Origin of the sequence: Luteimonas aquatica (assembly GCF_022662575.1) — a bacterium.
GTDB lineage: Bacteria > Pseudomonadota > Gammaproteobacteria > Xanthomonadales > Xanthomonadaceae > Luteimonas > Luteimonas aquatica.
The window spans coordinates 114,666-128,142 of record NZ_JALBFU010000004.1 but is presented as its reverse complement, the minus strand read 5'-3'; the positions used below and the strand labels follow the sequence as shown (position 1 = coordinate 128,142).

Below are 13,477 nucleotides of genomic sequence, written 5' to 3'. Positions count from 1 at the left end.
GCCGTCCCGCGTGGGAGCGACGGCCCGGTGCGCCACCACGGAGCCAGCGCCATGACACAACAAGACACCGACACCGCCCTCAAGAGTCCCACCGCGGAAACGGCTGCGACCCAAGAATCCTCCTTCCTGCTCACCGCCCCGCCCACGGCCACGGCCATGCAGGTGCGCAAGCGCAACGGCGGCAGCGAGCCGGTCGACCTGAACAAGATCGTGCGCGCCATCCAGCGCTGCTGCGAGGACCTGCACGCGGTCGACCCGATGCGCGTGGCCACCCGCACCATCTCCGGCCTCTACGACGGCGCCTCCACGCGCGAGCTCGACGAGCTGTCGATCCGCACCGCCGCCCTGCTCACCGCCGAGGAACCCGAATACAGCCGCCTGGCCGCGCGCCTGCTGGCGGGGGTGATCGCCAAGGAGGTCGCCGGCCAGGAGATCCACGCCTTCTCGCAGTCGATCGCGCGCGGCCACGAGCTCGGCCTGATCAACGACCGCCTGCTCGGCTTCGTGCAGCTGCACGCGCGCAAGCTCAACGACGCCATCGACGCCTCGCTGGACCTCGGCTTCGACTACTTCGGCCTGCGCACGCTCTACGACCGCTACCTGTTGCGCCATCCGCAAACGCGCAAGGTGGTCGAGACGCCGCAGCAGTTCTTCCTGCGCATCGCCTGCGCGCTGTCGGCCGACGTGCCCGAGGCGCTGGCGCTGTACCGGCGCATGGGCAGCCTGGACTACCTGCCCAGCTCGCCGACCCTGTTCAACAGCGGCACCACCCACGAGCAGTTGTCCTCCTGCTTCCTGCTCGACTCGCCGCAGGACTCGCTGGAGTCGATCTACGCCCGCTACGGCGACATCGCCCAGCTGTCCAAGTTCAGCGGCGGGATCGGCGTGAGCTACACCCGCGTGCGCGCGCGCGGCTCGCTAATCAAGTCCACCAACGGCCATTCCAACGGCATCGTGCCGTGGCTGAAGACGCTCGACTCCTCGGTGGCGGCGGTCAACCAGGGCGGCAAGCGCAAGGGCGCAGCCTGCGTGTACCTGGAGCCGTGGCACGCGGACGTGGAGGAATTCCTGGAACTGCGCGACAACACCGGCGACGAGGCGCGGCGCACCCACAACCTCAACCTGGCCAACTGGGTGCCGGACCTGTTCATGCGCCGCGTGGAGGGGGACGCCGACTGGTCGCTGTTCGATCCGCGCGTGGTGCCCGAGTTCACCGACCTGTACGGCGAGGCCTTCGAGCGCGCCTACGAGCAGGCCGAGGCGCAGGGCAAGGCGATGAAGACGATCAAGGCGCGCGAACTCTATGCGCGCATGATGCGCACCCTGGCACAGACCGGCAACGGCTGGATGACCTTCAAGGACAAGTGCAACCGCGCCAGCAACCAGACCGCCAAGGCCGGCAACGTCATCCACCTGTCGAACCTGTGCACCGAGATCCTGGAAGTGACTTCGGCCGAGGAGACCGCGGTCTGCAACCTCGGCTCGATCAACCTCGCGCACCATTTCGACGAGGACGGTCCGGCTGGGGCCTGCACGTTCGACTTCGACAAGCTCGGCGAGACCGTGCGCCTGGCCGTGCGCCAGCTCGACCGCGTGATCGACCTGAACTACTACCCGATCGAATCCGCGCGCCGCGGCAACCTGCGCTGGCGCCCGGTGGGCCTGGGCTGCATGGGCCTGCAGGACGTGTTCTTCCGCCTGCGCCTGCCCTTCGACGGCGACGCGGCGCGCGCGCTGTCGGCGAAGATCGCCGAGACCATCTACTACCACGCGCTGGAGACCTCCTGCGAGCTGGCCGAGGAATGCGGCCGCCACCCGTCCTTCGCCGAGACCCGCGCGGCTGCCGGAGAGCTGCAGTTCGACGCCTGGAGCATCGTGCCCGAGAACCGCGAACGCTGGGACGCGCTGCGCGAACGCATCCGGACCCATGGCCTGCGCAACTCGCTGCTGGTGGCGATCGCGCCCACCGCCACCATCGCCTCGATCGCCGGCTGCTACGAATGCGTGGAGCCGCAGGTGAGCAACCTGTTCAAGCGCGAGACGCTCTCGGGCGACTTCCTGCAGGTCAACCGCCATCTGGTCGAGGAACTGAAGAAGCTCGGCCTGTGGACGCCGGAGACGCGCGATGCGATCAAGCAGGCGGAAGGCTCGATCCAGGGCCTGGCGCAGATCCCCGAGACGCTGCGCGCGATCTACCGCACCGCCTGGGAGCTGCCGATGCGCGCGCTCATCGACATGGCCGCCGAGCGCGGCGCCTGGATCGACCAGTCGGCCTCGCTCAACCTGTTCATGGAGAGCCCGAACATCGGCGCGCTCTCGTCCATGTACATGTACGCCTGGAAGAGGGGCATCAAGACCACCTACTACCTGCGCTCGCGCCCGGCGACCAAGATCGCCAAGACCACGGTGGCCAGCGTTGCGCCGGTCGCCGCGGTGGCCTGTTCGCTGGAGAATCCGGAGGCGTGCGAAGCCTGCCAATAGGCACGAAAGGAGGTCGGAGATGAAGCTGCGGCGCTACGCGAACCTGAGCGGCAACTCCGGCGTGGCGGCCTACGCCTTCACCCCGACCTCCATCCTCGTGCATTTCCGCGACGCCGACCGCCTCTACGAGTACAGCCACGCCAGCGCCGGCCGCGCCAAGGTGGAGCGCATGAAGCGGCTGGCCGAAGCCGGCCGCGGCCTGTCCACCTACATCAGCCAACACGCCTCCGACGACTACGTGCGCTGACCGCGCACGCCCGCACCTCCAAGGAATCCCCATGTCCACGCACTCCCGTCAGCTCCTGCTCGATCCCGGCTTCGAGCTGACTCTGCGCCCGATGCGCTATCCGCAGTTCTACGAGATGTACCGCAACGCCATCCGCAACACCTGGACGGTGGAGGAGGTGGACTTCTCGCTGGACGTCAACGACCTCAAGCACAAGTTCGGCCCGGCCGAGCGGCACCTGATCGAGCGCCTGGTGGCCTTCTTCGCCACCGGCGACTCGATCGTCTCCAACAACCTGGTGCTGAACCTGTACCAGCACATCAACGCGCCCGAGGCGCGCATGTACCTGTCGCGGCAGCTGTACGAGGAAGCGCTGCACGTGCAGTTCTACCTCACCCTGCTCGACACCTACCTGCCCGACCCGAACGAGCGCGCCAAGGCCTTCGCGGCGGTGGAGAACATCCCCTCGATCCGCAAGAAGGCCGAGTTCTGCTTCAAGTGGATCGACTCGATCCAGGGCCTGCAGCGCATCGAGACGCGCGAGCAGCGGCGCCAGTTCCTGCTCAACATGGTCTGCTTCGCCGGCTGCATCGAGGGCCTGTTCTTCTTCGGCGCCTTCGCCTACGTCTACTACCTGCGCTCGCGCGGCCTGCTGCACGGCCTGGCGTCCGGCACCAACTGGGTGTTCCGCGACGAGAGCTGCCACATGGCCTTCGCCTTCGAGGTGATCCGCACCGCGCGCGAGGAGGAGCCCGACCTGATCGACGACGGCTTCCGCGCCCAGGTGGTGGAGATGATGCGCGAGGCGGTGGAGTGCGAGTTCGCCTTCGCCCAGGACACGCTGTCCGGCGGCGTCGCCGGCCTCTCGCCCAAGGACATGCGCGAGTACCTGGAATACTGCGCCGACCAGCGCATGGCCCAGCTCGGCATGCCGAAGCATTTCGGCTCGCGCAATCCCTTCCCCTTCATGGACCTGCAGGACGTGCAGGAGCTGACCAACTTCTTCGAGCGGCGCGTGTCGGCCTACCAGGTCGGCGTGCAGGGCGAAGTCGGCTTCGACCACGCCTTCTGACGCCATGACGCCGCTTCCCTCGACCCGGCCGTGCGAAGCGCGGCTGCTGGAGATGGTCTTCCCCGACCACACCAACCACCTCGGCACCCTGTTCGGCGGCCAGGCCCTGGCCTGGATGGACAAGGCCGCCTTCATCGCCGCCTCGCGCTACGCACGCCGCACCGTGGTCACGGCACGCTCGGAGCAGGTGGACTTCAAGCTGCCGATCCGCCAGGGCCAGCTGGTGGAAACGGTGGCGCGCGTGGTCGCCACCGGCAACAGCTCGATGCAGGTGGAAGTGGAGCTGGTCGCCGAGGACCTGCTCAGCGGCGAGCGCGAGCTGTGCACGCGCGGCCGCTTCGTGATGATCGCGCTGGACGCGCGCGGCCGGCCGGCGGCGGTGCCGGCGTTGCCTCCCGCGGCGGCGCAGGGCGGCGGCGCCTGATTCGATCCAGACGCAGTCGGTTGAATTCCACGATTGAATCCCACGACATCGTCATTCCTGCGAAAGCAGAAATCCGGTGCCTTTGTTTCTGAGGCCTAAAGTCGCTGGATTCCTGCTTTCGCAGGAATGACGGAAGACTTTTTCGAGGCACACAAAAGCACGATCATCGGCGCGAACATGGTCGCGCCGATGATCGCCGCCAGGCAGGACTAAGTCGCGCGCAGGGCCTGCGCCGCCGACACCATGGCGGTGAGCGCCCGTCGCGTCTCCGGCCAGCCGCGCGTCTTCAGCCCGCAGTCAGGATTCACCCACAGTTGCTCGGGCGCCAGCACCGCGCCGGCCTTCTCCAGCAGCGCGGACATCTCCGCCTGCTCGGGCACGCGCGGGGAATGGATGTCGTACACGCCCGGGCCGATGCCGTTGGGATAGCGGAAGCGCACGAAGGCCTCCAGCAGTTCCATGCGCGAGCGCGAGGTCTCGATCGAGATCACGTCCGCGTCCATCGCCGCCACCGCCTCGATGATGTCGTTGAACTCCGAGTAGCACATGTGCGTATGCACCTGGGTGTGGTCGGCGACGCCGGCGGCGGCGATGCGGAAGCATTCCACGGCCCACTCGAGGTAGGCGCGCCAGTGCGCGCGGCGCAGCGGCAGGCCCTCGCGCAGCGCCGGCTCGTCGATCTGGATCACGCCGATGCCGGCCGCCTCCAGGTCCAGCACCTCGTCGCGCAGCGCCAGCGCCACCTGCCGGCAGGTGGTCTCGCGCGGCTGGTCGTCGCGCACGAACGACCACTGCAGCACCGTCACCGGCCCGGTGAGCATGCCCTTCATCGGCCGCTCGGTGAGCGATTGCGCGTAGCGCGACCAGCGCACCGTCATCGGCGCGGGCCGCTGCACGTCGCCGTACAGGATCGGCGGCTTCACGCAGCGCGAGCCGTAGCTCTGCACCCAGCCGTTGCGAGTGAAGGCGAAGCCGTCGAGCTGCTCGCCGAAGTATTCGACCATGTCGTTGCGCTCGAACTCGCCGTGCACCAGCACGTCCAGGCCGATCTCCTCCTGGAAGCGCACGCAGCGCGCGGTCTCGGCTTCGAGGAAGGCCTCGTAGTCGGCGTCCGACAACTTGCCGGCGCGATGGCCCGCGCGCGCCTCGCGCACCTGCTGGGTCTGCGGGAACGAGCCGATGGTGGTGGTGGGAAAGGGCGGCAGGCCGAAGCGCCGCGCCTGCGCCAGGCGGCGCTGCGGATACGGCGAACCGCGCCGCGTGGGCACGTCGGCCAGCGCGGCCAGGCGCGCGGCCACCTCGGCGCGGTGCACCTTCGGCGAGGACGCGCGGGTGGCGTAGCGTTCGCGCGCCTGCTCCAGCGTGGAACGCGCCGAGCCCAGGCCGTTCAAGGCATCGGCCAGGGTGCGCAGTTCCTCGAGCTTCTGCCGGGCGAAGCCGAGCCAGCCGCGCAGGTCGGCCGGCAGCGCGGTTTCCAGCGTCGCGTCGATGGGCACGTGCAGCAGCGAGCACGAAGGGGCGAGCTGCAGGCGCTCGCCGCCGATGCGCGCGTGCGCGCGCTGTGCCAGGGCCAGCGCGCGATCGAGATCGGTGCGCCAGACGTTGCGGCCGTCGACCAAGCCGAGCGAGAGCACATGGCGCGGCGGCAGCGCGTCGAGCACGGCATCGAGCTGTGCGGGCGCGCGCACCAGGTCGACGTGCAGGCCGTCGGCCGGCAAGGCTGCGGCGAAGGCGAGATTGTCCTCGAGCGCGCCGAAATAGGTGGCCAGCAGCAGCTTCGGCCGCGCCGCCGCGGCGAGCGCGTCGTAGGCGGTGCGGTACGCGGCGCGATCGTCCTCGTCCAGGTCCTGCACCAGGCAGGGCTCGTCGATCTGCACCCAGTCCGCGCCCGCCTCGCGCAGCCGTCCGAGCCATTCGGCATAGACGGGCAGCAGGCGCGCGAGCAGGGCGAGGCGGTCGCTGCCGTCCACGGTCTTGGACAGCAGCAGGAAGCTCACCGGCCCCAGCAGCACCGGCCTGGCCTTCACGCCGAGCGCCTTGGCCTCCAGGAATTCGCCTACCGCCTTGTCGCCGCGCAGGCGGAAGGTCTGCTGCGCATGCAGCTCCGGCACCAGGTAGTGATAGTTGGTGTCGAACCACTTGGTCATCTCCAGCGCGTGCACGTCGATGCCCTCGCGCTGCAGTCCGCGCGCCAGCGCGAAGTAGCCCGCCAGCGGATCGGCGTCGGCCAGCGCGCGATAGCGTTCGGGGATGGCGTCGAGCGCGAAGGCGGTGTCGAGCACCTGGTCGTACAGGGAGAAGTCGTTGCACGGCACGAGGTCGGCGCCGGCCGCGTATTGCAGGCGCCAATGCCGCTCGCGCAGGGCGCGGGCGGTGTCGTGCAGTTGCTGCGGCGTGGTCTCGCCGCGCCAGTGGGCCTCCAGCGCGCGCTTGAGTTCGCGTTTGGCGCCGATGCGCGGAAAGCCCAGGTTGCTGACGGTGGTCATGTTGCGTGTCCTCGATTCGTGGCGAATGAGGAACGAAGGCGGCACGCGCCGGCGCGCGCGCCTTCGCGCACGTTCCGCCACGCCGTCGACCTTCGCCCCCTCGGGCGAACCGGAACCGGCGAAGCGGGCGCAGGGACGGACCCGGCCCGTAAGGCCGAGGCAAGTCCCGGCGCCTCCCCTCGGAGATTCCAGGTCGGGACAGGGATCGCTCCCTGGCCGAGGCAGGTCTTCGGGCTCGTGGACGTGGGGCGCGGGGCCCCGCCTACTGTTCGCCGCTTCCCGGGCCCGGGGCCCAGTGCATCTGGCGAAGCTCGTTTCCACACACCGCTGCGGGGCAGCGCCGGAATTGGCCGTGGCACGGATCGCGCCCAGGCCGCACCGGCTTCCCTCAATTCAATCGCTCAATCTTGATAGAGCGATGAAAACCTTCGGCGCCGGCAACGTACGCCGCCCGGCCCGGAGCGTCAAGCGCGGCCCGCCGCACATGAGAAATCGTTCTATGGCGCGCCGTAGACCGCATCGCGGATCTGCCCGGGAAACGCCCCGGACATGCCCTCGAAGGCGGTATTGGTCAGCGCCACCACGCTCAGGCCGCGGGCGCGGTCGACGAACCAGCTGTGCCCGTAGGCGCCGCCCCACTGCAGCGTGCCCGGGGCCTGCGGCGTGCCGGCCAGCGCCGGATCGACCAGCACCGCGGCGCCGTAGCCGAAGCCCCAGCCCGGGCCCTGCGTCTGCGCGGCGATGCCGACCTGATCGGTGCCCATGCGCGCGACGGTCTCGGCCCGCAGCAGCGGCGCGCCGCCGCCGCGCAGCATCTCCAGCAGCCGCAGCACGTCGCCAGCGGTGCCGACCATGCCGCCGCCGCCGGAGGGAAACGCGCCCGCGTCGAAGGCCCGGCTCGGCGCGAACCGCACGCGGTGGCCCAGCGCCGGCGGCAGCGGCACCTCGATGCCGTCGTACATCCGCCGGGGCCGCGCACGCCCGTCCGCGTAGGGCACCGCCACGCGCGCGGACGGCGCGACGGAGAAGGCGCTGTCGCGCATCTGCAGCGGCCCGGTGACCAGTTGCGCAACCGCCTCGGGCAGCGTGCTGCCGTTGGCGCGCGCGACCACCGCGCCGAGCACGTCGATGGCCAGCGAGTAGCGCCAGGCATGGCCGGGCGGATACGACAGGCCGGCGGCGGCGATGCGGCGCAGGTTTTCCTCCAGCGTGATGCCGGACGCGTCCAGGCCGTCGGAAACGCGCAACCGGTGATAGGGCGCACCGTCCGCCTCCTCGAAGCCGTAGCTCAGCCCGGCCGTGTGCGTGAGCAGCTGGTGCACGGTGATCGGCGGCGCATCGCCGTCGGGCAGCCGCGGCCGGAAGTCGGGCAGCCAGCGCGTCACCGGATCGTCCAGGCGCAGCTTGCCCTGCTCGACCAGGCGCATCGCCGCCACGCTGACGATCGGCTTGGTCACCGAGGCCAGGCGGAAGATCGCGTCCTCGCGCATCGGCACGCCGGCCTCGCGGTCGGCCTGGCCGGCGGCGCGGCGGTAGACCACGCGGCCGTCCCGCGCCACCAGCACCACGGTGCCGACCAGGCGCCGCTCGCGCAGGGCGCGGTCGATCACCGCGTCCAGGCGACGGCCCATCGCGGCATCCGGGGCGGCGTCCATCGACGCGACATCCGGCGCGACGCCCGGCACCGCCGGCGCGGGCGATGCGGACGGCGTCGGCTGCGCGGCGACGGCCAGGGCAAGCAGCGGGGCGAACAGGGACATGGCGGCGTCTCGGAGGCGGGAATGCCTTCACTGTGGCGGCCCGATCCCCCGGGAAGAAGGGTGCTAGCCTGCATCCATCATGAAGAAAAACTTGACGATCCAGCCCGACGGACTCGCCGGCCTGACCGTGTTCCGCACCGTGGCGCAGGCCGGCAGCTTCACCCGCGCCGCCGACCGGCTGGGCGTCAGCGCCTCGGCGGTCTCGCAGAGCGTGCGCGGCCTGGAGGCGCGGCTGGGCGTGCGGCTGTTCAACCGCACCAGCCGCCGCGTGGCCCTGAGCGAGGCCGGGCGCGACCTGCTCGCGCAGATCGATCCCTCGCTGGACCGCATCGACATCGCCCTGCAGCGCCTGCGCGCCGGGCGCGACCAGCCTTCCGGCCTGCTGCGCATCAACCTCTCGCGCCTGGTGGCGGGCCTGTACGTGGTGCCGCGGCTGCCGGAATTCCTCGCGCGCCATCCGCGCCTGCAGGTCGAGCTGTTCACCGACGACACCCTGGCCGACGTCGTCGCCGGCGGCTTCGACGCCGGCATCCGACTGGGACACCACCTGGCCAGGGACATGGTGGCGCGCCCGATCGACGGCGGCCGCCAGCGCCGCGCCATCGTCGCCACCCCCGACTACCTGCGCCGCCACGGCACGCCGCGCACCCCGGCCGACCTGGTCGGCTTCGACTGCCTGCGTTTCCGCATGCCCGGCAGCGGTCGCCTCGAGCCCTGGCATTTCGTCGACGCCGGCCGCGAGCTGCAGGTCGAGGTGCAGGGCCGGCTGATCTACACCGACGACCGCATGGTGCGCGAGGCCGCGCGCGACGGGCTGGGCATGGCGCAGCTGTTCGAGAAGACGGTCGAGGCCGACATCGCCACCGGCCGCCTCGTGCAGGTGCTGGCCGACTACGCACCCTCGCATCCCGGTTTCTACATCTATTACCCGGCGCGCGAGCACATGCCGCCGAAGCTGCGCGCCTTCGTCGACTTCCTGTGCGAGCCTGCGCGCACGCACGCCTGACGCGTCCCGGCTCCGAAGCAATCCGGCCGCTCGCCCACCAAGATGGTTTCCCGGGAGATCCCCATGCGCATCCGCGCCCTGATCCCGCAACTGCGCACCACCGACCTGGAGGCCTCGATCGCGTTCTACACGCAGGTGCTCGGGCTCGAACTCGCGTTCCGTTACGAGGACTTCTATGCCGGCATTCGCGCCGGCGCGCAGGTCTTCCATCTCAAGCGCGTCGATGCGCCGACCCATCCATCGGCGACGTGCGCGAGGGCGAACACTTCCACCTCTACCTGGAAACCGACGACCTGCCCGCGGCCGCGGCCACGCTGAAGGCGCGCGGCGTGGTGCCGGTGCGGGACGCCCACCGGACTGCCTGGGGCACCCGGGAGCTGGTGCTGCGCGACGACCAGGGGCACACCCTCTATCTGGGCGCCCCGGCCGGCGACTGACCGCCGGGCGGCAGCCGGGACGGCCGCCTCTTGATTTCGATATATCTAAGATATATCTTATCGGCTCCCATTCCGATATATCGAATTCCTATGCGCTTCCATTCCTGGTTCCACCACCGCCACGCCTGCCACCCCGGCCATGGCCGCCACGACCACGATGTCGCCGGCGACCCCGGCTTCCACGCCGCCCGCCGCGGCGTCTTCGACCGCTTCGGCGACGACGAGGGCTTCTCCCCCGAACACGGCCGCGGCGGCCGCCATGGCCACGGCCGCGGCGGCGCCCGCATGCTCGGCCACGGCGACCTGAAACTGCTCCTGCTCAGCCTGATCGAACAGCAGCCGCGCCACGGCTACGAACTGATCCGCATCATCGAGGAGATGTTCCAGGGCCGTTATTCCCCCAGCCCCGGCGCCGTCTATCCCACCCTGACCATGCTCGAGGAGATGGGCCACGCCCAGGCCCAGGCCGAAGGCGGCGGCCGCAAGCTCTACGCCATCACCGACGAGGGCCGTGCCTACCTCGAGGAGAACCGCGCCGTCGTCGACGCCGTGGTCGCCCGCGCCGAGCACAGCGCCCGCGAAGCCGCGCGCGAGGCCGCCCCGATGGCCGTGCGCCAGGCCATGCACGCCCTGCGCCACGCCATGCTCTCGCGCCGCAGCGACTGGGACGAGCACGAGGCGCGCCGCATCGTCGCCATCCTCGAACGCGCGGCCGCAGAGATCCTCGCCGGCGCGCGCCGGGATTGAGGCTGAAGGTTCACTGCAGCGGTTGCGAGCTCACGCCTGAGGTGTCTCGAAATGGGTCATGCCTCCCTGCGGCGAACATACAAATGCTCGAATTGAGAAGGAATCGGACCCAGCTCCGATTCCAAGATGGGAACTCGAGCGATCGACTCAATCCATGCCTGAAAGACATCGTCGCTGAAATAAGCGTGCGTCGCTTCGAGCACGCATTCCCGCGAAATCCTTGGCAGGAAAGAAACGACGGCAGGCAGACCCGAATCCGTCGAGGCGGTCAACTCGGGCCGTAAGCAGTGGGACCACTCCCAGCCGACGGATGGGCGGGCTTCGATCAAAAATTCAGACGGCCACTTTGTAGCGCCCGTCAACATGTCGTAAGACCCCACGAGCCACACCAAAACCTGAGAACGCCAATGGGGCGATTTGATCGCAAGAACCGAGGAGAACCAATCTCGAACAAGCGAAGAGGGAAGATACTTCAGGCAGAAAAACAACGAAGCGCTAAAGTCACCGCTCGCGTCCCACCAACACCAGACCTTGTTAGGATTGCTGTCGGATCTATGCAAGAACTGTCCGACCGCGATTTCGTCCGCATCCCAGCAGTGCGGCTCCATCATGCAACGCCCCAATGTCAGGAGCGCGTCATCTCGAAACGCGAGATAGGGGGTTTTGCCAACGCCATTGGGATACAGGGCCATGAATGCCGTGAGCAAGGATTCCAGCAATGAGCTGACAAAATTCTCGTGACTTCTCGGGAGCAATTGCCCCAAAAGATAGTGATACCAATCGCACCACTCGGCACGAGGCCCGAATGCGCTGGTTCCGGATGCAATTTCCTGAAGCGGCTCCTGCAGCTGCCATGCTGTAAGACCACTCAAGTCACCCATGAGCTCGGGAAACAACCTTCTTTCCTCGCTCATAAACCAGGCTTCGCCCATGGCTTCCTGCGGCCGCGCCAAATTGGAACGGAGTCGCGTTAATGCACCAACATCAATCCCCGCGCCTGGGACCCACAAGAACTTTTTCATCGAGACATCTGCCTGTATCCATTCAAGCCGTGAGTTGAGCTCAAACGGGATGAACTCATATCCATTTAGGCGTTACGAAACAGCTTCGACTTCAAAGACCATTTAAGTTTTTGGATCGAGCATCTGCTTGAGCGCCACCGCTTGGTTGTGTTCCTCGTCCCTAGACGCATACAGCAGCGTGATATCGCCTCGGCGCGAAAGCGCTCTGAGCTCCGATAGCGCAGCACTGCCCTTCAATTCCGCGCGATACCGCTTCTTGAATCCCGCCCACTTCTCCGGATCGTGTCCGAACCATCGGCGCAGCTCGGTGGAGGGCGCGACGTCCTTGAGCCACAGGTCGATCTTCGCCTCGGCCTTGGCCAGGCCGCGCGGCCAGAGCCTGTCGACCAGGATGCGTTCGCCGTCGGTCCCGGCCGCCGGCTCGTAGACCCGTTTCAGCATCACGTTCACGGCGCACCTCATTCTCGCCTGTCTGGGGTTGGACTCGCATGGCGCCCAGCCTCCAAGGCTACGCGCCTTTCAGGCGATTGGTGCAGAACTTCGCGATTTGCCAAAAGAGCGGGGGATTTCCCATTGCTCGAGCGGAAAGAAAGTTAGTTTGGCGCTACGCCTGTGCAGGAGTTTCTGACGCGGGACTGGCCCGCTATCTGCCAGAAACGGACCCTGAGCCTAGCACATGAAAACTCGACTCTGACCCGTGTTTTCCCGGCTAATCCTCTGGAACGAGGTATGGTTAGCATAGACATAGCCTTGTACAAGCACCGCGAGGCCGACTAGTAGGCTTCCGAATCGCGGGGGCCAACAGTAGTCACCGACGTATCGAGTGAGAAGAGCTGCAAGGGAGAATGTCCCGAGCACCATGACGGTCGAGATCACCAGACTTTGAACAACTCGCTGAGTTCTAGTCATGCGGCCTAACGCCTGAATTAAGCCGGCCCGCGAAGCGGGTTCGGCTTGAATGAATTGTTAGGCGCCACCGAAGAACCGTTTGGCACCTGCTGCGATACTTGGCAATTGACCAAGCTCGGTTGTGATTGAGGCAGAAACATGCCACTCCTCAGGGGCTCCGGGTGATCCATAGATTGCGGCCAAGAAGGTAACGATGCCAAGTGGAGAGCAACTGGCGGAAAGTAAAAACTCTCCCTCTAACGACTCCCAGCTCTCTTCGGCGGTCCAGGGGCGCTCGTACTCAGCTAGCCTGGCGAAGAGACGGTTAAGCCCAGCCGCATCTGTGTATGCATATACCCTTCGAGTAGCTTGGAGATCCTCGCCCCGAAGCTCTACTGTGAAATAGTCCTCCTCGGGCGAAAGAAAAACCAACTCCCGGCCTGAAGAGTTTGAGTGGATCGAAAACAGAGAAAACCTCCAGTGGCACCTAACACCAGAATTATGCCGACCCGCGAAGCGGATTCGGCTTGAATGAATTGTTAGACGGCACCCGGAGCTCGCAAGTGGACGAACTCCGGCGCAGCCTTGCCACTGAGCGCATCTGCAACTGCCTCCATGCCCGCACCCTCAAGGCGGAGGCCGACACCCCAGCCGCGAGGCACCACCGCAACGGATTTGCGGTAGATGATTGCCTCTGCTAGACGAAGGTTAATAGGGATGGACCACAGCTCAGTAGCTGTAGTGGCTCCAGGATTGCCCTCAAGGCGGATCTTTACGAGCTGGGTAAAGAGCGTGCCGACCGGAACGTCGTCGGCATTGTTGATGCCAACAACGATCCCGTTAGCCTCAATTCTGTCAAGGAGGATGTCCGGAAACGTCATGTGCCGCCTAACGCCTGAGTTAAGCCGATCCGCAAAGCGGCTTCGGC

14 protein-coding genes and 1 riboswitch are annotated in these 13,477 nt (G+C 67.5%); of the genes, 8 read left to right on the top strand and 6 right to left on the bottom strand.

The window, feature by feature from the left end; all coding sequences use genetic code 11:
* Nucleotides 1-51: 51 nt before the first annotated feature.
* The 4 genes from MD221_RS11110 to MD221_RS11095 are packed head-to-tail and all read left to right on the top strand — an operon-like array spanning nucleotide 52 to nucleotide 4,203.
* Nucleotides 52-2,481 carry a ribonucleoside-diphosphate reductase subunit alpha gene (locus MD221_RS11110; protein ID WP_242111792.1) on the top strand — a complete coding sequence of 810 codons (2,430 nt, stop codon included), beginning with the start codon at nucleotides 52-54 and terminating at the stop codon, nucleotides 2,479-2,481.
* Between the two features lie 25 nt (nucleotides 2,482-2,506).
* Nucleotides 2,507-2,728: a hypothetical protein gene (locus tag MD221_RS11105; protein ID WP_242111899.1), complete on the top strand. Its 222-nt coding sequence runs from the start codon at nucleotides 2,507-2,509 to the stop codon at nucleotides 2,726-2,728.
* 31 nt (nucleotides 2,729-2,759) lie between these two features.
* A complete protein-coding gene (locus MD221_RS11100; protein ID WP_242111791.1) occupies nucleotides 2,760-3,779 on the top strand; it encodes a ribonucleotide-diphosphate reductase subunit beta in 1,020 nt (339 codons plus the stop codon).
* Nucleotides 3,780-3,783: 4 nt separating this feature from the next.
* Nucleotides 3,784-4,203 carry an acyl-CoA thioesterase gene (locus MD221_RS11095; RefSeq protein ID WP_242111790.1) on the top strand — a complete coding sequence of 140 codons (420 nt, stop codon included), beginning with the start codon at nucleotides 3,784-3,786 and terminating at the stop codon, nucleotides 4,201-4,203.
* 209 nt (nucleotides 4,204-4,412) lie between these two features.
* Here MD221_RS11095 and metE read toward each other — a convergent pair whose 3' ends face one another.
* Together metE and MD221_RS11085 are read right to left on the bottom strand one after the other, a co-directional pair.
* On the bottom strand, nucleotides 4,413-6,689 hold the full coding sequence (gene metE / locus MD221_RS11090; RefSeq protein ID WP_242111788.1) for a 5-methyltetrahydropteroyltriglutamate--homocysteine S-methyltransferase: 2,277 nt from the start codon (nucleotides 6,687-6,689) through the stop codon (nucleotides 4,413-4,415).
* 203 nt (nucleotides 6,690-6,892) lie between these two features.
* A riboswitch (cobalamin riboswitch) is annotated at nucleotides 6,893-7,135 on the bottom strand.
* Nucleotides 7,136-7,186: 51 nt separating this feature from the next.
* Entirely contained in the window at nucleotides 7,187-8,449 is a 1,263-nt protein-coding gene (locus tag MD221_RS11085) for a serine hydrolase domain-containing protein (RefSeq protein WP_242111787.1), read from the bottom strand.
* 79 nt (nucleotides 8,450-8,528) lie between these two features.
* Here MD221_RS11085 and MD221_RS11080 point away from each other — a divergent pair, with 79 nt between their 5' ends.
* The 4 genes from MD221_RS11080 to MD221_RS11070 all read left to right on the top strand — a co-directional run bounded on the left by MD221_RS11080 (nucleotide 8,529) and on the right by MD221_RS11070 (nucleotide 10,639).
* Nucleotides 8,529-9,455 (top strand): LysR family transcriptional regulator, encoded by a 927-nt coding sequence (locus MD221_RS11080; RefSeq protein WP_242111786.1) that lies wholly within the window; start codon nucleotides 8,529-8,531, stop codon nucleotides 9,453-9,455.
* 42 nt (nucleotides 9,456-9,497) lie between these two features.
* The gene (locus tag MD221_RS17650; RefSeq protein ID WP_425602256.1) at nucleotides 9,498-9,773 is read left to right on the top strand and encodes a VOC family protein; all 276 of its coding nucleotides are present in this window, start codon (nucleotides 9,498-9,500) and stop codon (nucleotides 9,771-9,773) included.
* Nucleotides 9,704-9,892 carry a VOC family protein gene (locus MD221_RS11075; protein WP_242111785.1) on the top strand — a complete coding sequence of 63 codons (189 nt, stop codon included), beginning with the start codon at nucleotides 9,704-9,706 and terminating at the stop codon, nucleotides 9,890-9,892. The genes MD221_RS17650 and MD221_RS11075 overlap by 70 nt, the downstream gene beginning before the upstream one ends.
* A gap of 90 nt (nucleotides 9,893-9,982) precedes the next feature.
* Nucleotides 9,983-10,639: a PadR family transcriptional regulator gene (locus MD221_RS11070; protein ID WP_242111784.1), complete on the top strand. Its 657-nt coding sequence runs from the start codon at nucleotides 9,983-9,985 to the stop codon at nucleotides 10,637-10,639.
* A gap of 56 nt (nucleotides 10,640-10,695) precedes the next feature.
* On the opposite strand, the gene MD221_RS11065 is transcribed toward MD221_RS11070, so the two are convergent.
* The 4 genes from MD221_RS11065 to MD221_RS11055 all read right to left on the bottom strand — a co-directional run bounded on the left by MD221_RS11065 (nucleotide 10,696) and on the right by MD221_RS11055 (nucleotide 13,430).
* Nucleotides 10,696-11,661: a hypothetical protein gene (locus tag MD221_RS11065; protein WP_242111783.1), complete on the bottom strand. Its 966-nt coding sequence runs from the start codon at nucleotides 11,659-11,661 to the stop codon at nucleotides 10,696-10,698.
* 102 nt (nucleotides 11,662-11,763) lie between these two features.
* A complete protein-coding gene (locus tag MD221_RS11060) occupies nucleotides 11,764-12,102 on the bottom strand; it encodes a DUF488 domain-containing protein (protein WP_339328427.1) in 339 nt (112 codons plus the stop codon).
* A gap of 525 nt (nucleotides 12,103-12,627) precedes the next feature.
* Nucleotides 12,628-12,981, bottom strand: a complete 354-nt coding sequence (locus MD221_RS17645) for a DUF6228 family protein (protein WP_425602255.1) — start codon at nucleotides 12,979-12,981, stop codon at nucleotides 12,628-12,630.
* A 107-nt stretch (nucleotides 12,982-13,088) separates the two neighbouring features.
* A complete protein-coding gene (locus MD221_RS11055) occupies nucleotides 13,089-13,430 on the bottom strand; it encodes a hypothetical protein (RefSeq protein WP_242111781.1) in 342 nt (113 codons plus the stop codon).
* Nucleotides 13,431-13,477 lie beyond the last annotated feature (47 nt).